Below are 20,088 nucleotides of genomic sequence, written 5' to 3' on the forward strand. Positions count from 1 at the left end.
TTCAGTGCCGGCGAGACCTGTTTGCCACCGGAGCAGCGAAGCACCAATGCCCGTTGCAAGCCCTCCGAAAAGAATCCTCCGCCTTTGACTCATATCGTGGCAACACCATACTCATTTGCCATCGCTCCAGCGCGGTTCTTTTGCTTGAAGCGCAGGCGGAACAGCATAAGTATTTTCATGGCCGGTTCGCCCTCATCAATATATCGCCGAGATCTCCAATCAGCATGCGATAGCCCATCAACGTATTGCGCGCATCATCAATTTTTCCGGCGATTAGCAGAAAGCCTATGCGACTTAACGGTTCCAGGCAAAGCGTCACAAAAACCAACGTCCACGCGGGCATCCGCCTGAAATGTTTGAACCCGTAAAGCAAGCGGCTACGCAGGGAGTAAAACAACCGATGTCCCTTTACCTGTTGCGAGGTGCCGCCACCGGCGTGAAACGCCTGGACGTCAGCGATATACATGCTCCGGAATCCGGCTTGAAGGGCGCGTAGCGATAAGTCAACTTCCTCGAAGTAAACAAAGAATCGTTCGTCAAATCCGCCCAGTGCCACAAACAGGTCACGACGCATCAAGAAGAATGCACCGATCACCTGGTCTACCTGCCTGTTCGAATCGTGCGGCCATTCCACCATGGCCTGCGTCCATCGCCGGAGGCCCGGAAGACGATTGAGTCCGGTGGCGTTGGCAAAGAAAGATGCCACCGTCGGAAAACGCGAGCAACTGCGCGCCACTTGATTCTTCTCGTCCACAAGTGAAACACCGACAATCCCCACGTCCGCCGCCCCCGGTTCCTTAAGATAAGTCAACGGTACAAGCAAAGACCCGGCAAATATTCTCGCATCCGGGTTCAAGAAGAGCACAAACTCCGCTTCGGCAAGCGCCGCGCCTTGATTACAGGCCGCACCAAAGCCGCGATTTCTGGTGTTAACTATTACCTTTACATCAAATGGCGAATTGGATGCCGCCGCTTCCGCCAGCGAAAGCGAATCGTCACTTGACGCGTTGTCGACAACAATTACCGACCTGACCAGACCGTCGTGATGCTGCACAATACTTGCGATGGCATCCGAAAGTTGTCCTCGGCTATTCCAGTTCACCAGAACAATATCAAGCATGACCGAGCCCTCCTTTCTTCCATCTAAATCGGTTCGGCGTCGTAAAGAGCCAATACCAGAACCAGACCTGAATCCAGGTTGACAGCAAAGAAAAATACTGATCTTGGAAGAACTGCATCACCAACGGGTACACCGAGGCAGAATAATAAAAAATCCAGACCCCGCCACTCGAGCGCGCTTTCCTATACAGCCAGGAGTGCAAAATCAGGAACACCGGTGGAATTAGCACGCCGAGGTACGAAAAGTCGCGGAAGTAAACTTCGTACACCGTATACACATTGGTTGGATCCGGGACGAACGCATACCCTTTCATCAACGATACGGGGGCCATATCTGAAAGGCCCAGCGCATATTGAATGGAGATAAACAGGCGAAAGGTATTCTCGCCCCAGCTTAAATCCGGATTCCACTCCACAAGGCGGGAAAACGCTAGAAGAGGGCCAATCGTATAGCCCCGCAGGCTTTCGAGAAAAGATGTTGTATTTTCCGCAACGCCGTCATCCGCGGAAATCCCCTTCGCAGTCATCGTCGTCACAAATACCAATAATGCTGTAAATATGAGTAGCGCAACGAATAATCCGCGCAGACGAATTGCGCCGACAGTCATCAACGGCACGAGAGCCAGACACAAAAAGAATAAGATATAGGTCCGACCAGTGCTAAGGTAGCAATAACACAGGCTCACCGCAAAGGAAAGGAACAGGCGACCAGCTCCCAAATTTGACTGGCGGTAAAGAAATATCGACACGGAGGTAGTCGCAAAAGAAAGTACCCACAGGTATGCCAATATTCCGTAACCCTGCCCGTCCTCGGTCATCCCCGCACGGAGGGTTATATAACCCACGACAGTAAAAACACTCTCCCCGTCCGCAATTTCCGTAGCTCGCCCGTAGACGAGCGGGAGGGCAATGATCGCCACTAGCTGCGCCAGGTCAATAAATCTGTTTTTTTTCGCAATGACCCCGTGCCGCCAGACTTTTGTGCTTTCCCTCCGGAGTCGGAGATGGCACCAGAACATAATAAGCAACGCAAGAAGCTTTGCCGTCAGAATAAGAAGGATAAATTCCGTTGAAACCGGGATAAAGCTATCCCGCGACAGATAATACCCAAGGAGCAGGGCGAACCAAAGGAAGAAGTAGATCTGGAATGGATTCCCAAACCCCAATTGTCGCCGACTCGCTGCCAGCAACCCCGCCAACGTAACGAGCAGCAATACCTCAAACATTCCGCACCCTAGAATAGTATGCTAACGCGCTGGCGTCGAAGATCATACGACCCACCCAGGCCCAAGCCGCACCATGAATACCGTATCTATCCAGGAGAAAATATAGCGCGACAACAAAAATCGGCAGTTCAATGACATGCAATGTCGCAGTCAGATTGGCTCGCCCGCCGGCCTGAATCAACGCGTAAAACATGGAGCCGATCGCATTGGCAAAGACTCCAAGACACAGTACTTGGCCGATTGCAATCGATTCGGGTTTCAGATGCCCCTTTATCCACCACAAGAGCACCTCAGGCAGAAGCAAGGCCATTAATATGCTCACCACGGCCATTATTCCGATCATGATGAACAGCCAGCGACGAAAATAGGGGCGCCACTCGCCAGGATGCTCACGCATCAACCGGCTCAAGGTTGGAAACATGACGGACGACACCGAGCTTACCAATATCAAGCTCTGCGTCACCATCTCATAAGGCAAAACATAGACCGTCACTGCCGCAGCAGAGATGACCGAGGCAATGACAAAGCGATCTGCCTGGACCAGGATCGGGCTTACTATGCTGCTGACGGTGACCCATCCGCCGAAAGCGAACAGCGATCGCGCAATTTTCGAAGAATAGACGCCCTTATATGCAACTCCACCATTTCGCATGCATCGGGCAGCCAGGTAGTCAAATGCAAACAAGGCAAGGACCCTACTGACCACTAGCGTTGCAATCAGCCATGGAAGTTGATTGGTGTAGAGCGTCACCAGATACGGCCCGCCAAAATTGATGACGCCGAGTCCCGCGCGCAATAAGCTAATGCCCTTGAAGTTCAGGAAGGCTTCGTTCATCCCGCGATAGGTGGCACTCATCGCCTGGGCCGGTAGCGCGATCGCTAGCAATATCATGGCCGAGCGGATCTCAAGCGGGGGAGTACCATGGGCATCGATCCAGGCGTATCCACCCAGCAACGCGGTCGCCGCGACCAAAATGCCACCGACCAGCCCAGCCACAAGAGTAATCCGGCGGGCTGTCGCCAGCACGTGCGGTATATCTGCCAGATTGTCTGCGCCCCGCAAACTGGATACCAATTGCGTCAGTGCACGGCCGATCCCGAGATCCAGCGCGCCCGCATAGCCGATCAATCCCCATGCCAGCGCTAGCAACCCAAACCGTTCATTTCCGAGTTTCTGTATGAGTTGCGGGACCGTGATAGCGGCGACGAGTAATGGGAGCGCCAATCCAGCCAGATTCCAGGAAATATGGGATAGCCGCATGATCTACACGATCTCAATCTGTGGTCGAGCCTGGCAATCTCAGGCCAGGATCTGAACGCGGCTTCATCCTGCTCACCAGCCATCGACGCATCAAGGGGAAGAATTTCGGCTCGGCTTCGACATAGCGTTGAAGATCATCCGCCGCGCTCGCGACCGCAAGGCGCGAGTGCAGGATTTCAAGGCCGCGCGCCAACGCCGAGGTGGCGATCAGCGGGCGCTGCGCAACCAGGACGCCGAAGAGACGCTCGAAATCGATCGCAACGTCCAGTGGCCGTGCCGGCGGCGCGAAGGCAAGGTCGTGGTTCATTGATGTGTCGGGATAGAGAGGTAACGTCTTTCAGCCAAGCCGCCAACTGCGAAGCATCGGCGCCGGCCACGCTTCGTCCGCCTTGAATGACACCCAGATCAGCGCATTGCAGAATGCAGAGCGCTCGCAAATCTCCGCGGCAATGAGAATCCTCAGCATCAGACACGATGCTTGAACGTGTGAGCGATCCGGACAGACGGATGGTTTGGCGCCTTACCCGGTTTCAAGAATTATCGGCGGTGCTGGCAGCGTCAGGGCGTATCTATGTGCGGCAAGCCATATATGTGTTTCGCCGGAGCCGCATCGACGTCGCTATCGACGTTTGCTTGGCCGCAGCGCCTGGCTCGCCTTTATATCGGGCATTCCGCGCGCCCAGCGTTCCAGTTCTGCGATCGGGTAATGCACACGCAGAAATGGGTACGCTTTCGCTCTCGCGACCTCAGCCGAGAACTGCCGCAAGTCCCCGTTAGCCGGGTGGCAATCTAGCGAGGGGGGCCGCCACACAGTCCGAAATCACAAGTTCGAGCCAATGAAGTATGGTGACTCGCACAAAAATAATTTACATTAACTTTGGTGCCGCAAAAGTGGCCTGCTCGGAATCCACTTCGAATAATGTTGTTATAGTTCAGTCACTTAGCTAAGAACCTAGGATGAGCGAAGATCACGGCGCATCGGCCGCCACCAAGCTGACCCGCACGGAATTCGCGGTTGTGCGCGCGTACGCGCAGGGCATGCGGCCGGTCGACATCGCCAACCGCTACCTGTCCGATCCGGACGATGACGACGCGCTGACCGAGAGCCAGGCCATCGCGCGCATCCTGGCGCTGCGGGACCGCCTCGTCCAGTTTGCCCTGCAGCATGACCGCCCGGATATCGCGGAAATGTTTGAGGCGCTGCGCGGACGGTCCGACGTGGGCATGACGCGCCGGGTCGATGCGCTCTCGTCGCTGGAAGGATTGGGGCAGGGTCGGCCGGCCTCGGGGCACGAAGTCGGACTGTGGTTCGGCCCAAGCCTGGCCCGCCGTCTCGCCGCCGCCGGCATTCACAAGGTTTCCGATCTCGCCGGCCTCGCCAATGCGCGCGGCAGTAGCTGGTGGCGCGCGGTGCCACGGATTGGCCCGAAGTCGGCGGAGGTCATTACGCGATGGTTGATCGAACAACGCAAACCCTCAAAAGATAATCATAAAGCACTTATTGAGGCGCATATCGTGCCGCCTTCCGAGGTCTCTCAGCGCCCCTCCATCGTGCCGCTTCCCTTGGGTCCACACATGGCGTACCCGGTGCCGCTGGAACATATGCAGGGGCCGCTGTCGGGCCAACCTAACTTGGGCGCGGCGGGATCGGACGTGGAGCGTGTGCGGCAATGGCTGGACGCCAAGCCGAGGTCGCCCCATACGCGAAGCAGTTACCGAAAGGAAGCCGAACGGCTACTGCTCTGGCTGGCGAGAGAGCGTCTGCAGCTGGCAGATCTCACGGTGGAATCGTTGCAAAGATATGTCACCTTTCTGCGGGCCCCCGAGCCTGCCGCGTTCTGGTGTGGGCCGGCCAGCCCACGGGATCGCGTACATTGGCGGCCTTTCGAGGGACCACTGCGCGCCAGTTCGCAGACGGCGGCACTGCGGGTGATTCGTGCCATGTTGAAGTCGCTGTCGATGGCGAAGGCGTGTGCGGGCAGCATCGATCTCGTCGACACGCCAGCCATCGACGCTGGTGCCGTCGTCGCGCCAGATGGACGTAGTGCGCTCGCACGCAGCGACATCGACGGATTCCTGGACTGGCTGGGCAGGCAAGACGAGTCAAAGTGGCAGGCAGCGTTCGCTGCCGCGTTGCTGGTCCGGGACGGATTCAGGCTCGGCGAACTTGCCAGCATCCCGTGCGACGCATTGCAAATAGAAGATTTTGAAGCTTGCTTGCGTTGGCATGATGCGAAGTCACGATCTCGCGCCTTGGCCCCGGATACGCTTGCCGCGTTGCGGAAGCATTGGGTACGGCGCGGCCTGACGGAGTCCCCGCCTCGTGGCGCGGCGCTCCTTGGGCCGACGGATTATCCGCCGACTCGCCGAGGCACCGCGAAGCGCCTGGCGGGGTCCGCAGCCGGCTATGGAGCAAGCGGTCTCGATCAGTTGCTGCGGGCCGCGTGGAAGACCTACGCTGGCACGCAAGCGAAGGCATTGCCTGCTTTCACACCTCGACAGATTCGTTCCGCGGCGGAGTGAAGGCTTGAAGGCTCACAGGGGGAACGCCATCACGGCGCCCTCCTCCTACGCGGAACCTGAGGCGGTACGTTCAGAGCAACGTCTTGTCCAGGCCAAAACGCGTCTTGAGCGCTTCGACCAGTGCCTCGCGCGCGCCGCGGTCGCTGAGCTGCACATCGAGCATGACCCGCCCGGAATCCCATTCCTTGATCGTGCCGAGCAACTGGCCACCGTCGGTACGGATCTTGTACTGGCGGCTGATTTCCTTCACCTTGCGTGATTTTCCTTCCTGGGCCTGCTTGCGGATGGACTCCACTTCGCGGCTCGACAAGCCGTCGGTCATGATGCGCGTTGCCAGGTCGCGCGTGCGGTCCTCGCCGGCGAGCTTGAAATAGAGTGTCAGTTCGTACCCCGCCGCGATGCCGATTGCGTTCGGCCGTTCACGCATGACCCCGAGCACCGATTCCGGCAATCGCAGCAAGGCGAGCGTCTTGTTCACCGTGCCGGCGGAGATGCCGGTCAGTTCGCAGATGTCCTCCTCCTTCTGCACCTTGCCTTCGTCCAGCAGCTGGCGCCAGGCGATCGCGTTGTCGAGCGCGGACTGGTCCGACCGCTGCTCGTTGAGCATGAAGGACAGGCGATAGAAGTCCAGATCACTGAGATCATTTTCGACAAAGCACTCCATCTCCAGCTTGCCGGCAGAAGCCAGGGCACGCTTGCGATAGTGGCCATCGATCAGGATGTAGTGGCCCGGACGGGATGGATCCGGTGCGGCAAGGCCGGGCGTCTTCTGCCCGTGCGTGGCGATCGACGCGGCACGCTCCTGCACCACGGCGGGGTCGTAGATCCGGCGCGCGTTGAGCGGATTGTCGTGCAGGTGGGTCAGGGGAATCCGGACCAGGGGACGGGAGCTTTCCGTTTCCGCACTTTCAGCGCTGAAAGACAGCGCCGGTTCTGGCGGGCGTCCCTGTAGCAGCCCGTTCGGATGCTGTGAGATCGCAGCCTCCGCGCGCGCAAAGCGGTCCATGGAATCGTTACGGGTCTTTTCCGCTGCCATCCCGGCCAGCATGCCTGCTTTCAGGCTCTTCAGTTTTGTAGCCATGCCTTAATGCTCAATCAAAGACAATACTTCATCGACCATCATGTCGACCTCCTGCACGGCTTCACGCGCGCCCGCTACGCCATGGACGGTGCAACCGATCGCCTGGCACTCCCGAAACGCCGAACGAGATCCGATCATCGAATTCAGCAGCGGAACTTCACCGTCGTCACCAAGGATCTCGATCGCCTGACGCGCGATCGAAACACGCCTTTGCACCATGTTCGCCATCACGCGAATCAACAGCGTTTCATTCTGGACCTGCGCGTGTTGTGCGAGGGTTTTTGCCGCCACCGCAGCCCAGAGGTCGGGCGGTGACGGTACCACCGGAATGATGGCCAGATCGGAAATCAGCAGAGCGCTGGAGGGTGCAGCCGAATGCACGGCCGGCGGGCAGTCGACAACGATGTAATCGTAATCATTGACGAATTTGCGGACTTCCCGGTGCATCGCCCCGCCGGACGGCGCCAGACCGATCACCGAGGCGGGGAACGGACGCTCATCGCTGGCCTGAGCCGCCCATCGTGTCGCCGTGCCTTGCTCGTCCATATCGACCAGCATCGAGCGCGCGCCGCGCAGGCCCAGCGTTCCGGCCAGATGCATGCTCACCGTCGTCTTGCCGCACCCGCCCTTCTGGTTGAAGACTGTGATGATTTTTGCTGCCACAAGGACCTCTCTTTCAGCGCTGAAAGCGCGGTTAACTTTAGGCGCCACTTTAGCCAAATCCAGGTGGCGTATCAACCGTATTCTAAATTTTTATAACATTTGTAATCGGGCAAGCGTGTGTTGTTTCTCACCGCCATTGGTGAAACCACCACTGTTTGATATTTCCGCTTGAAATGCGGCAGACAATCCGCCTAAAGTATTTGTAGTGCGCTTTACGGCGCACATGACAGACCAGGACAAATCTGGTTATGATGCGCCCTACAGTCGAGTCAAGTCGTGTCACCTCGTCGGCTTCCGTTCGGTATCTACGAGAATCAACGTGCTTGAACGGTTGTTTGCGTGGTGTACAAGAGAACTTGCTTCGAAAGGAAATTCTTATGGCAACCGGTACGGTCAAGTGGTTCAACGAGACCAAGGGCTTTGGCTTCATTACCCCGGACGACGGCGGTGCAGATCTGTTTGCGCACTTCTCCGAAATCCAGGGCGCTGGCTTCAAGACCCTGAAGGACGGTCAACGCGTGACCTTTGAGGTCAAGCAAGGCCCGAAGGGTCTGCAGGCATCGGCTATCAAGCCCGCCTGATGAGCATGGGCCACGCAGCTTGCTGCGTGGCCCGTCGCCCGAAAGCAAAAAAGGCAAGCCTCGCGCTTGCCTTTTTTGTTGTCGGCGCGTTGATCAGCCCAGCTTTCTGACGCTGGTTCGGGATGGCTGCAGGATCAGGGCCTTCGAAGAGTCCGCATCGACCTTGGCGCCCGGGTAGACCACCAGCACGTCCTTGAGCGCCTTGCGGAACAGTGCGCGGAATTTGCGCTCGCTTTCGGTTTCCGTGCCGAACTGCATCTGCAGGGCTTCCCACGGGATCTCGGTGCGCCGCTGGATCGTAAAAAACCGGTACGTCAGCCACGAGTAAACGTCCAGCGCGAACGGCGACTGCTTGAGCGCCTTCAGTGCACGCATGTCGACCGGTACGGGACGGTTAACCAACTCGTTGAAGAAGGGCTCAGAGAGCACTACGAAGCTCTCGAACATGGAGCCCTGGCCGGGCTGCATGGGATCCCACCACGTCGACAGCTGATCGGCCAGCAAGTAGCCGACGCGGTCGATGGACAAGGGCTCGTGGCTGCTGTTCTGGTTCTGGCTTGGCGTGGACTTGTTCTGGACGATCGCGATGGTCGCCGAGAACAGGCGGATCATCTGCTGCCGGACCAGCGTCATCGTGCCGCGCTTGCCACCCGTCGCCATCGGAATGCCGAGGTTGTACATGAATTCCGACAAGGAATTGCCCAGCGAGATGCGTCGGTCTTCCACCGTGCCGGTGAATTCCCCCCGCTTCTTCTTGGCCATGATTTCCTTGCCGATCCAGGCAAGCATCAGGCGCGGATACGACCCATACGGATAGCCTAGCGACACGGTTTCGGAAACCAACTTCTGCCGGCCATTGCTGGCGCGCTCCGATCGCTGCTGCGTGAAGTAGCCAGGCTGGATCATCAGCGAAATGTTGCCGCTGGTACGCGTCCATACCGGTGGCGCGCCTTTGGGCGCGCGATACGGCAGCGTGACCTGCACGCTGGCACGACTGAGGAACCCGACTTCGCCGCTTTGCCAGGCGTCTTCGCGCTCCATGGCTTGCGCCTCGTCGAACAGACGTTGAAATTTCTCGGACGGAACCAGGCTGTTCTCGTTGCCAGGAACAATGATGCGGGATGGCTCGCCGTCCATATCCAGGACGGAGCGATCCCCCGCGGCGACCGGGGAGCGTTTGATGGGCATATTGGCGTGCTTCGGATTACCCGCCTTTTTACGCGAACCCGTAAACCTTGTCACGCAGAAACGGGTACGTATACGTTTCTACGGTGCTTCCCTGAATGCCGATTGGGTTGAGGTGCCGTGTTTACCTCGTTGATGGCAGGCTGGCTGTCGGTGGGCAACCCGCAGGGGTTGTCCACGGATGGCCAGGCCTTGTCTACCAGTAAACGATACAGATACGGGTTAACTACTTGTAAACCGTATACGGAGAGGTCAGGGCATTGATTTCAAAGAGGATTCGAACTGCCCGCGAACCAGATTCTGCGGAGAACCGTACTCGATTCTGCGTAGGCCCGAACCCGAATCTGCGCAAGAGCGAACCTGTTTCAGCGCAGTCCCCGAACCGGATTCTGCGTGGATAACCTGTTGTTCCCACAGGCTTTTCCACAGCAAGACACCTCGTTAGCGTACCCGTTTCTGCGATGAAAGTGCGGTTTTTGGGGGGGAACGGGCCAGGGCGGCCGGTTTACGGAGTTATCCACGCAGAAATGGGTTCGTGTCGGAGTATACCCATCGCCTATCCGCCGCAAAGCGTACCCGTTTCTGCGCCGCCTCGGCGTAAAGCGTACCCGATTCTGCGCTGAGGCCTGGTTCGCCACTGGGATCTAGCGGGCGTACCCAATTCTGCGGCGTACCTATTTCTGCGATTGCGACTCAATGTGGGAAGCGCAGTGTTGCCGTACCCATTTCTGCGTCTATCAAGTCCGAGCCTGCGGCAACTAGCGTACCCGTTTCTGCGAGTTGCTCTCCACCAGCGCCCAAATTCTCACGGCACTTTCCATTATACATCACCATCTCGTTAAAAGCCAGCACTCACTTCTCCCGTATACGCAGCTGTATGCGGATATCCGAGCCGTACCCGTTTCTGCGAGGCTCGCGCTGCCGAGCGAGGCCAATAGACGGCGACCCGACATCGAGTTGCTGACGGGCGTACCTATTTCTGCGCGTCGTTGCGGGCGGGAAAACAAAAAAGGGCGTACCCATTTCTGCGGCGCCCGTAAACACGACCTCTTGATTGGCGGGATGTCGCGCCGCAACATCGCGCGTACCCGTTTCTGCGAAAGAAAGTGATGCTGACCGGCGCAAGCGGTCGTGTGCGTTTACGCAACGCAGGCGAGGCCAACTGCGCGTATCCAGGCTTCTGCGTACCCGTTTCTGCGCGACAGTTTCCGGCAGGGAATCATGTTCGGCGTGCTGCGTACCTGTTTCTGCGTACAAGAGGCGGCGCCCACGTACCCACTTCTGCGTGTTGCGCCGCAATGCGTTACTTCAAACGAAGGGGAATCGAGCGCGGGCGTACCCGTTTCTGCGAACGAGAGTTGGCTGCGGAAGAATGTGCTGTAGCCGCCCGGGGACTGGGCCCGAGCGGGCCAGGTGAAAGGGGGATGAAAACGGCGCGGGCGGCCGAGGTGCGCGGCGCCGGGCACAAAAAAACCCGCCTCAGGGGCGGGTTTCTTATCGTGGCGCGCGGGGCGCGCCGCGTACCAGCTTACAGCGGGGTGATGTTCGCGGCTTGCAGACCCTTCGGGCCGTTCTTGACTTCGAACGACACGCGTTGGTTTTCCTGCAGCGACTTGAAACCGTCCGAGCGGATTTCCGAGAAGTGGGCGAAGAGGTCGTCACCACCTGCGTCCGGCTTGATGAAGCCGAAGCCCTTGGCGTCGTTGAACCATTTGACGATACCGGTTTGCATGATTTGCTTTCCAGAAAAAATAAAATAAACGAATGGCGAATGCGCCACTCTACACGGAACTCAAGGAAAGGACACCATGGACAACCGAAGTACCAGACGGTGGCTAACGAATGAACTGTTGCCTCGTCGCTTGAATCTAGTGCGATTTATACGGGGGAACGATGCTACCGTCAAGTTCGGGATGGCCCGTAGCGGGGGCTGGCATCACATTCCTGCGCTGTGGGATCATCACGCGCTTTGCATGTCGTTCATGCGTCGGCGCAGGCACCTGCGCAGCCAATCTGTACCACAGTACGCTGGCGGCAGCCCGGCGCGCAATGCTTGCCCATGCCGCGGCCCCTTGCTGCCCCTTCCGCGGCGGCGGTTGTCCATGCGCAGCCCGATGCCATAACGACAGACTTTCAGGAGACCTTTGATGTCGATACCGGAACCCGCTTCCAAAGCGGGCGGCCCCGCCGCAAGCCAGCCCACGCCTTCCGTGCTCGAGCGGATCTTCAAGCTATCCGAGCACCAGACCGATGTGCGCACCGAAGTCCTGGCGGGGATGACCACGTTCCTCACGATGGCGTACATCATCTTCGTGAACCCGTCGATCCTGGGGGATGCCGGCATGCCCAAGGATGCGGTCTTCGTGGCGACCTGCGTGGCCGCCGCGATCGGCACGCTGATCATGGGTTTTTACGCCAACTATCCGATCGCCATGGCGCCGGGCATGGGCCTGAATGCCTACTTTGCGTATACCGTGGTGAAGGGCATGGGCTTCGCATGGCAAGCCGCGCTGGGCGCCGTGTTCATCTCGGGCTGCCTGTTCCTGCTGGTGACGCTGTTCCGCGTGCGTGAAATGATCGTCAACGGCATTCCGCACTCGATCCGCGTGGCGATCACCGCGGGCATCGGCCTGTTTCTGGCGATCGTCGCGCTCAAGAACGCGGGCATCGTCACCGCCAGTCCGGCCACGCTCGTCACTATCGGCGACCTGCACCAGCCGTCCGCCGTGCTCGCGATTGTCGGCTTCTTCGTCATCGTTTCGCTGGACCAGCTGAAGGTGAAGGGCGCCATCCTGATCGGCATCCTGCTGACCACGGTGCTGAGCTTCCTCTTCGCTGGCAATACGTTCCACGGCGTGTTCTCCGCGCCGCCGTCGATCAGCCCCACGCTGTTCAAGCTCGATGTGTCGGCGGCGTTGTCGATCGGCATCATCAACGTGGTGCTGGTCTTCTTCCTGGTCGAACTGTTCGATGCGACCGGCACGCTGATGGGCGTGGCCAACCGCGCCGGCCTTCTCAAGGCCGGCCGCATGGACCGACTCAACAAGGCGCTGATGGCTGACAGCACGGCCATCATGGCCGGTTCGTTCCTCGGCACGTCGTCGACCACGGCCTATATCGAAAGCGCGTCGGGCGTGCAGGCCGGAGGACGCACCGGCCTCACCGCGGTAACCGTCGCGGTCTTGTTCCTGGCCTGCCTGTTCATCGCGCCGCTGGCCGGCACGGTTCCCGCCTATGCCACCGCGCCGGCACTGCTCTATGTGTCCTGCCTGATGCTGCGCGAGCTGCTCGACATCGACTGGAATGACGTGACCGAAGTCGTTCCGGCCGTGCTGACGGCGCTTGGCATGCCATTCACCTACTCGGTGGCCAATGGCGTGGCGTTCGGTTTCATCACCTACGCGGTGCTCAAGCTGCTGACCGGTCGGGCCCGGCAGGTGCCGGCCATGGTGTGGATCATCGCGGCCGTGTTTATCTTCAAGTTCTACTATTTGCCAGGTCACTGACACCGGAACGCCACAGCTTGCCTGTCCGGAATGCATGCTGCGGCGGCTGCCGCGTACCCGTTTCTGCGTGGTATGGCGAGGCAAAGCGTACCCGTTTCTGCGGGGCGGCCACAGCGTGCCGGATTGCCATGGAAGCGGTTGTTTGCGAAAAATGCAGCGAATACGATGCTTCACGCGCGCTTCATCCCAAAGGATGAGTCCGGCATGAGATTGGTCGGACATCCCCCACTCGGGGCTGGACAAACCGTCGCAAATGCACTGAACTAGAGGCGTGGCAAACGGGGGGCGCGTGACGCGCCCCTTCTCGACTCCGGTTCATCCCGGCAAGGCGCCAGCGAGCGCCGCGATAGATCTTCGGCAAGTCCGCCCGTCGTGGGACGCATCCGATCAGACCGTATTTCAATACGGCATCGCCACCACGAAGACAGAGCGTGCGGACACACGTGCGCCAAACAAACAAAAATTTCAAGACAGAAGAGTGGTAAACGCGAACGTGTAGTGCCGGGGGTGTTGTACAACGGGGATCAGATATGAACGCAGGAGAAATCCGGCGACCCGCCATCGGGCCCATCAGCGAGTCCGCCCATCGTTCCATGCATCGAACCTGGGCAGTGTTGGGAGACGCCAGAGGAGATTCAGCGACCCGCAAGATCCGCCATGACGGCGCAGCGGTGTCCGACGTGACCACTCTGCTCGAGGACGGCGATTTGTCCTCGACCACGCGCCAGGCCGTTGAGAACCTGCTGCGGCGGCATCGGCTGCTTGAAGCCGAGCTGGTCCGCCAACGCGAACTGCTGCAGGAATGGATCCTGAGCCAGCAGACCTACAAGGCGCTGTACTACCAGTATTCCGGGCAGACGCCCGAGGCGCCGCGCGTCGAGTTGATGCGCGAGCGCGATATTGTCCGCCGCCGCCTCCAGGAGCAGCTGCACCTGGGCAGCGATCCGCTCGCTGTCATGGGCGAGCCGGCGCATAGTCAGTCCAGTTCGTGATACCGACGTCGAGTCCGCGGCGTGCGCACCGGCCGGGAGGGCCGGTGCCAATGCGCCGGGAAACCGGGATAAACAATAAGCCCAACGTCCGGGAGATCGTTATGGACCGACTGTGCAAGGCGCCGGCACGCGCTGCGCAGGTCGTGGTCGTGTCGCGTCATGAGGATTTTGGCTTTACCCCTGCCCAGTTCGGGCCGGGCTGGGACGTGCGCCGCATCCAGCAGGTGCGCGACCTCGAGCGGGTCGTCCGCGGGAGCGCGCCCATGGCGGGCGTGATCGACCTGCAGGCTGAATACAGTGATGCAGAACTCGCGCAACTCGAGCAGAGCCTGCAACACCAGCACGTGACGTGGGTGGCGATCACCACCGACGCCCAGCTCGCGGACCAGCGCGTGCGCATCCTGATCCGCGATTACTGCGTCGACTACGTGCGTACGCCGTTCTCGCACGACGAGTTGCTCTACACCCTCAAGCACGCGCATGGCATGGCCTGCCTGCATCACGGCCGCACCACGGAGATGGCGTCGCACGGCACGATGATCGGCGAATGCCCGCCCATGCGCAGCATGTTCCGTTCGTTGGCGAAAGTCGCGCACAACGAAGCGCCGGTATTCATTTCGGGCGAATCGGGCACGGGCAAGGAGCTCGCCGCCCAGGCGATCCACGAAGCCTCGAGCCGGCGCAAGGGGCCATTTGTCGCGATCAACTGCGGTGCCATTCCATCGCACCTGGTGCAGTCGGAACTGTTCGGCTACGAGAAGGGCGCCTTCACCGGTGCGAACCAGCGCAAGATCGGCTGGATCGAGCAGGCGCAGGGCGGCACCTTGTTCCTCGATGAAATCGGCGACCTGCCGCTCGAAAGCCAGGTGGCGCTGTTGCGCTTCCTGCAGCAGGGCACCATCACCCGCCTGGGCGGACACCAGTCCATTCCGCTGGACCTGCGCATCATCTCGGCCACGCACGTGGACCTGGTGGCGGCGCAGGCCGATGGCCGCTTTCGCTCGGACCTGTTCCACCGGCTGTGCGTGCTGACGCTGACCATTCCGGCGCTGCGCGAGCGTGGCGAGGACATCCTGCTGCTGGCCAATGTCGTGCTGGCCGAGCATGGCCACGAAGCCCACCGGCGCATCCGCGGATTCTCCCCCTGCGCCACGCAGGCGATGATGCAGTACGCATGGCCGGGCAATGTGCGCGAGCTGATCAACCGGGTGCGGCGTGCCATCGTCATGACCGACAACCGCAAGATCACGGCGGAGGACCTGCAGCTGCATGGCGGAACGGAGTTGCCGCGCAAGACGCTAGATGCCATTCGCGAAGAAGCCGAACGCGAGGCGATCCGCAGCGTCATGGCCAGCCACGGCTTTCACGTCGTGCCCGCCGCGCGCGAACTGAACGTGTCGCGCGTGACGTTGTACCGGCTCATGCACAAGCACAACATCCGCGTGGAAACGCAGCCCGCCGCAGGCGAGTAGCACCGGGCCCGCCACGCTGCGGGTCGCGAGGCTGGCGTCGCGCACCCCAGGCGCTCCAGGGAAAGGGGAACTGGCGACGTCCGCTCGCCGGTTCCCCTTTCCCCATGCCTTGCGGCACGTCAGCGCACTACGGTGTTGGCCGGCACGGATGGCTTGCGCCCCGTCCCGGCGGTGTCTTGCGTCCCGGCGGCCGACGTGGTCGCCAGGTTCATGCTGACCTTGCCGCGCGTGTGGCGCGGCTGCGTATAGCCGCCTTCGCCGCCTTCGCCGCCTTCGTTGTGGCGGCCGGGCGCCGTGTCGCGGCGGTCCAGGCCATCGCGTGCCTGCCGCTCACTCGGCGTCGCGGCGCCCGGGTCCTGCTTGAACTGCAATTCGCCCCATGCCCAGCCAAAGCCGCGTACATAGATATCGTTGCTGACCGCGGCATGCGAGTTGGCGCTGGCATTGTCGGGCCGGTCGAACCAGGCATAGCTGGCCGCTGCGGCGCTGGTCGAGAACAGAATCAGGGCGGCGGCAAGGCATCCGGCTTTCATGGGTGGCTCCTCCCTTGGTGGAAAAAAGTGCCCGCCGGGGGACGGAGCACAAATTCCTGCTGGTTTGCGGCGCTCTGGCGCGCCGTGGTCCAGGTCTAGTGTCCCGTCCTGCGCCGGTAAGCCGAAATCGCAAGCGCCCGGCTCCACAGCGCGCACGGCGATACGGGCTGCGCGGGCAAACGCGGATACGGCAGCAACGGCGCCGACAACAGGTCGATCACGGAGGGTGGCGGTCCTGCCAACCGGTGTGAGCGCCGACGTGCTGTCATGCGTGCTGGCGGATGACGCATGGCTGGGGCTCCTCCTGCATGCTGCAGGTCATTTTGCTATGTCTCTTGACGACTCCCGGTCAGACAGAGAGCGACAAGTATGCCAATGGCCGCAAACGCTTGTTTTATGCGGCTTTCGGGGAAGTGCGAGGGGCTGATGGCGGGCTTGCGCCGCGGCCGCTGACGAATCGGTTACGTTGCTGCAACGCCGACATTCCCAGTCGGGCAGCGCGACAACCAGCGGGCTTAAGACTCACATGCCGCGATCCCCCGCCCCGCGCGGCGTGACGCCTCGGCAGGCGCAAAGCCCGGCGAATCGGACGCGGTTACAGCGCTGATACAGGGGCCACGTCCGTGTCCCTTGGACGCTGACACGGCAGGACGCAGAAACGGGTACGCTTCAGCGCGGTGCTGAGGGCGGTTGCGCCGGGGCCGCCGACTGGCTGGCACCGCTTGCGGCGCCCGAAATCGGCTTGGGGCCGGGCTGGCTACGCTCGCATCCTCCGGCCACGAGGCTCAATCCGAGCAGAAAGAGGGCGGTCAGGGTCCGCCCCGGGGTGATGTGGGTCACATTGCCTCCTTTCGCAGTCCTTGCGGCGCAGGTCGCATCGCAGGCGCTGGCAAGCGTGCCTTTTCTTACTGTAGCAGGTTGGTTCCGCACTGCCGGGCATGGCGCCGAGGCCTCGGTGAAGCGCAACGATGCGCAGTATCATGAACGCAGGTGCCGCGTTAGCTGCGTGCTGTCCCTAGTGCTGCGAAGGACTCCCGAGCATGGCTGCTGAAGAACATAACCTGCCCGATAACCGACATCGCCACCCCGGCGATCCTGCGCCGCGCCCGTCCTCGTACACGCGGCGTTACTTGCCTGATCGCCATACCGGCCAGCGCACCGCCCGCGTGGTGACGGCTGCAGTGCAGTCGTGGTTTGCCCACCGTGCCGCCAGCAAGGGCGCCGCGCTGTCGTTCTACATGCTGTTCTCGCTGGCCCCGATCCTGGTACTCGTGATTTCCATCGCGGGGCTGTTCTTCGGCGCCGAAGCGGCGCGCGGCGAAATCTTCGAGCAGTTGCAGGGCCTGGTCGGCGAGCAGGGCGCCAGCGCGATCCAGGGCATCCTGGCCGCCACGCACCGTGCCGGCGGCAGCGGCCCGGCCGCCATGGTCGCCACGGGCATCCTCTTTGTCGGCGCGACCAGCGCCTTTGTCGAGCTCAAGAGCAGCCTGGACGATATCTGGCACGTACCCGTGCCGGCCAGCGCGGGCTGGCAGCAGCTGCTGCGCTCGCGCCTGCTGTCGTTCAGCCTGGTGCTGGTGCTGGCGTTCATGCTGCTCGTGTCGTTGATCGTCAACGCCGCGCTGGCCGTGGTGGAACGCTTCTGGGGCCAGCTGTGGACGCAGTCCTGGTTCGCGCCGGTGGCGGACGTGCTGTCCACGCTGTTCTCGTTCTCCGTCGTGACGCTGCTGTTCGCGGTGATCTTCAAGATGCTGCCCAATGCCCGCATCGCGTGGCGTGACGTCACCATGGGCGCGATCATTACCGCGCTGCTGTTCTCGGTCGGCAAGCGCGTGATTGGCCTCTATCTCGGCAACAGCGCGGTTGCGTCTTCCTACGGGGCCGCCGGCTCGGTCGTGGCGCTGATGCTATGGGTGTATTACTCGGCACAGATCTTCTTTTTCGGTGCCGAACTCACGCGCCAGTACGCGCTGCAGTTCGGCAGCTTGCGCGGCCAGCAGGTGGATGCGATCCCCGGGGCGGGCGGCGAACCGGTAAAATAGCGCCCCATTCCCTTTCGTGCGTGCCCGCAGTGCCGGCCCGACCGCCCGCGTGCGGTCCTCGCTGTTGCCCGGCCGGCCCCCGCATGCCGGGCCCTGCAATCCTCCCGATTCCTATCCGCCGTGAGCTCGCTCGTTTCCGAAATTGCGCGTCGACGCACCTTTGCCATCATTTCCCACCCTGACGCGGGTAAAACCACGCTGACCGAGAAGCTGCTGTGGTTCGGCGGCGCGATCCAGGTGGCCGGCGAAGTGCGGGCGCGCAAGGCCGACCGCCACGCCACGTCGGACTGGATGGAGCTGGAGAAGCAGCGCGGCATTTCCGTGACGTCTTCGGTGATGCAGTTCCCGTACCGTCGCGAGGTGGCCAACGCTGCCGACGGCAAGGCCGAGGAGAACATCGTCAACCTGCTCGACACGCCGGGCCACGAAGACTTCTCCGAAGACACCTACCGCACGCTGACCGCGGTCGACTCGGCCGTGATGGTGATCGACTCGGTCAACGGCGTGGAGGCGCAGACGATCAAGCTGCTCAACGTCTGCCGCCTGCGCGCGACGCCGATCCTCACCTTCATCAACAAGCTCGACCGTGAAGGCCGCTCGCCGATCGAGCTGCTCGACGAGATCGAGGACGTGCTGCAGATCCAGTGCGCGCCGATGACCTGGCCGATCGGCATGGGCAAGGCGTTCCGCGGCGTGTACCACCTGATCGACGACAAGGTGCAGCTGTTCGACCCGCACGGCGACAAGGGCACGGCGGCGATTCTCGACGGGCTCGACAACCCGGAGCTGGACCGCATGCTGGGCAGCCAGGCGGATGAACTGCGCCTGGAGATCGAACTGGTGCGCGGCGCTTCGCATACCTTCGACAAGGACGCCTTCCTCGCCGGCAAGCAGACGCCGGTGTACTTCGGTTCGGCGATCAACAACTTCGGCGTGCAGTCGCTGCTCGACGCGCTGTGCCAACTGTCGCCGCCGCCGCTCGCCCGCAACACCGAAACGCGCGTGGTCGAGCCCCAGGAAACCAAGTTCACGGGCTTCGTGTTCAAGATCCAGGCCAATATGGACCCGCGCCACCGCGACCGCATTGCGTTCGTGCGCGTGTGTTCGGGCCGCTTCGAGCGCGGCATGAAGCTGCTGCACGTGTCGCAGGGCAAGACCGTGGCGATCAACAACGCCATCACCTTCATGGCGCAGGACCGCAACACCACGGAAGAGGCCTACGCCGGCGACATCATCGGCGTGCCGAACCACGGCACCATCCGCCTGGGCGATGTCTTCACCGAAGGCGAGCCGCTCAAGTTCACGGGCATCCCGTCGTTCGCGCCGGAGTTCTTCCGCCGCGCACGGTTGAACAACCCGCTCAAGGTCAAGCAGCTGCAGAAGGGCTTGCAGCAGCTGGCCGAAGAGGGCGCTACGCAGATGTTCCGCCCGCTGGTGTCCAACGACCTGGTGCTGGGCGCGGTGGGTATCCTGCAGTTCGACGTGGTGGCGCACCGGCTCGAGCATGAGTACGGTGTCGACGCGATCTTCGAATCGCATGAATGCGCGACCGCGCGCTGGCTGCGGGGCGAGCCGGGAGAGATCGAGAAGCTGATTGCCAAGGCCGGCCACAACGTAGCGCTCGATGGCGCGGGCGATCACGTCTACCTGGCACCGAGCATGGTCAACCTGCGGCTCACGCAGGAGAAGTTCCCGAACGTGCAGTTCATGGAAACGCGCGAGATCGTCTGACGCCAACCTTGCTCAGATGGCGAAACGGCCCGCATGTGCGGGCCGTTTTGCTTTCCGACAAACTAAAAATTCCGAGGGTTGTCTCCCCTCTCCCATTTATGGGAGAGGGGCGGGGGAGAGGGCAGGCGTTTCCATGAAGTGGGGCGGTACGGTGCTTGCCACGCGCCTGCCCT

Annotated in this window: 16 protein-coding genes; 7 read left to right on the forward strand and 9 right to left on the reverse strand. The window is 61.2% G+C overall.

What is annotated here, in order from left to right; all coding sequences use genetic code 11:
* Nucleotides 1–175 precede the first annotated feature (175 nt).
* Genes ACIGJB_RS28995 through ACIGJB_RS29010 form a run of 4 tightly spaced genes read right to left on the reverse strand, consistent with a single transcriptional unit; the run spans nucleotide 176 to nucleotide 3,913 of the window.
* Nucleotides 176–1,120 carry a glycosyltransferase family 2 protein gene (locus ACIGJB_RS28995; protein ID WP_483733370.1) on the reverse strand — a complete coding sequence of 315 codons (945 nt, stop codon included), beginning with the start codon at nucleotides 1,118–1,120 and terminating at the stop codon, nucleotides 176–178.
* Nucleotides 1,113–2,345, reverse strand: a complete 1,233-nt coding sequence (locus tag ACIGJB_RS29000; protein ID WP_483733371.1) for an O-antigen polymerase — start codon at nucleotides 2,343–2,345, stop codon at nucleotides 1,113–1,115. Before ACIGJB_RS29000 ends, ACIGJB_RS28995 begins: the two co-directional genes overlap by 8 nt.
* Nucleotides 2,338–3,606, reverse strand: coding sequence for a flippase (locus tag ACIGJB_RS29005; RefSeq protein WP_483733372.1), 1,269 nt, complete (start codon nucleotides 3,604–3,606; stop codon nucleotides 2,338–2,340). The genes ACIGJB_RS29000 and ACIGJB_RS29005 overlap by 8 nt, the downstream gene beginning before the upstream one ends.
* A gap of 13 nt (nucleotides 3,607–3,619) precedes the next feature.
* Nucleotides 3,620–3,913, reverse strand: a complete 294-nt coding sequence (locus ACIGJB_RS29010) for a hypothetical protein (protein ID WP_483733373.1) — start codon at nucleotides 3,911–3,913, stop codon at nucleotides 3,620–3,622.
* Between the two features lie 650 nt (nucleotides 3,914–4,563).
* On the opposite strand from ACIGJB_RS29010, the gene ACIGJB_RS29015 reads away from it, so the two are divergent.
* Nucleotides 4,564–6,129: a phage integrase family protein gene (locus ACIGJB_RS29015; protein WP_483733374.1), complete on the forward strand. Its 1,566-nt coding sequence runs from the start codon at nucleotides 4,564–4,566 to the stop codon at nucleotides 6,127–6,129.
* Between the two features lie 70 nt (nucleotides 6,130–6,199).
* Here ACIGJB_RS29015 and ACIGJB_RS29020 read toward each other — a convergent pair whose 3' ends face one another.
* Both ACIGJB_RS29020 and ACIGJB_RS29025 read right to left on the reverse strand, forming a co-directional pair.
* On the reverse strand, nucleotides 6,200–7,210 hold the full coding sequence (locus tag ACIGJB_RS29020) for a ParB/RepB/Spo0J family partition protein (RefSeq protein WP_483733375.1): 1,011 nt from the start codon (nucleotides 7,208–7,210) through the stop codon (nucleotides 6,200–6,202).
* 3 nt (nucleotides 7,211–7,213) lie between these two features.
* Nucleotides 7,214–7,873 carry an AAA family ATPase gene (locus ACIGJB_RS29025; protein ID WP_483712825.1) on the reverse strand — a complete coding sequence of 220 codons (660 nt, stop codon included), beginning with the start codon at nucleotides 7,871–7,873 and terminating at the stop codon, nucleotides 7,214–7,216.
* A 377-nt stretch (nucleotides 7,874–8,250) separates the two neighbouring features.
* Here ACIGJB_RS29025 and ACIGJB_RS29030 point away from each other — a divergent pair, with 377 nt between their 5' ends.
* Complete coding sequence (locus ACIGJB_RS29030; RefSeq protein WP_042880443.1) at nucleotides 8,251–8,454, forward strand: cold-shock protein; 204 nt, start codon at nucleotides 8,251–8,253, stop codon at nucleotides 8,452–8,454.
* Nucleotides 8,455–8,547: 93 nt separating this feature from the next.
* On the opposite strand, the gene ACIGJB_RS29035 is transcribed toward ACIGJB_RS29030, so the two are convergent.
* Nucleotides 8,548–9,642, reverse strand: coding sequence for a replication protein RepA (locus tag ACIGJB_RS29035; protein ID WP_483733376.1), 1,095 nt, complete (start codon nucleotides 9,640–9,642; stop codon nucleotides 8,548–8,550).
* A gap of 1,525 nt (nucleotides 9,643–11,167) precedes the next feature.
* Nucleotides 11,168–11,371, reverse strand: a complete 204-nt coding sequence (locus ACIGJB_RS29040) for a cold-shock protein (RefSeq protein WP_006159057.1) — start codon at nucleotides 11,369–11,371, stop codon at nucleotides 11,168–11,170.
* A 415-nt stretch (nucleotides 11,372–11,786) separates the two neighbouring features.
* Between ACIGJB_RS29040 and ACIGJB_RS29045 the strand changes: the two genes are divergently transcribed.
* The 3 genes from ACIGJB_RS29045 to ACIGJB_RS29055 all read left to right on the forward strand — a co-directional run bounded on the left by ACIGJB_RS29045 (nucleotide 11,787) and on the right by ACIGJB_RS29055 (nucleotide 15,609).
* The gene (locus ACIGJB_RS29045) at nucleotides 11,787–13,145 is read left to right on the forward strand and encodes an NCS2 family permease (protein WP_483733377.1); all 1,359 of its coding nucleotides are present in this window, start codon (nucleotides 11,787–11,789) and stop codon (nucleotides 13,143–13,145) included.
* Nucleotides 13,146–13,825: 680 nt separating this feature from the next.
* Nucleotides 13,826–14,137 (forward strand): hypothetical protein, encoded by a 312-nt coding sequence (locus ACIGJB_RS29050; protein ID WP_483733378.1) that lies wholly within the window; start codon nucleotides 13,826–13,828, stop codon nucleotides 14,135–14,137.
* 101 nt (nucleotides 14,138–14,238) lie between these two features.
* Nucleotides 14,239–15,609: a sigma 54-interacting transcriptional regulator gene (locus tag ACIGJB_RS29055; RefSeq protein WP_483733379.1), complete on the forward strand. Its 1,371-nt coding sequence runs from the start codon at nucleotides 14,239–14,241 to the stop codon at nucleotides 15,607–15,609.
* 119 nt (nucleotides 15,610–15,728) lie between these two features.
* Here ACIGJB_RS29055 and ACIGJB_RS29060 read toward each other — a convergent pair whose 3' ends face one another.
* Entirely contained in the window at nucleotides 15,729–16,142 is a 414-nt protein-coding gene (locus tag ACIGJB_RS29060; RefSeq protein ID WP_483733380.1) for a hypothetical protein, read from the reverse strand.
* A gap of 1,040 nt (nucleotides 16,143–17,182) precedes the next feature.
* On the opposite strand from ACIGJB_RS29060, the gene ACIGJB_RS29065 reads away from it, so the two are divergent.
* Both ACIGJB_RS29065 and ACIGJB_RS29070 read left to right on the forward strand, forming a co-directional pair.
* Nucleotides 17,183–18,184, forward strand: coding sequence for a YihY/virulence factor BrkB family protein (locus ACIGJB_RS29065; RefSeq protein ID WP_483733381.1), 1,002 nt, complete (start codon nucleotides 17,183–17,185; stop codon nucleotides 18,182–18,184).
* 120 nt (nucleotides 18,185–18,304) lie between these two features.
* Complete coding sequence (locus ACIGJB_RS29070) at nucleotides 18,305–19,915, forward strand: peptide chain release factor 3 (protein WP_483733382.1); 1,611 nt, start codon at nucleotides 18,305–18,307, stop codon at nucleotides 19,913–19,915.
* Nucleotides 19,916–20,088 lie beyond the last annotated feature (173 nt).

The sequence above is a fragment of the Cupriavidus sp. C2SS-8b genome, assembly GCF_057073745.1.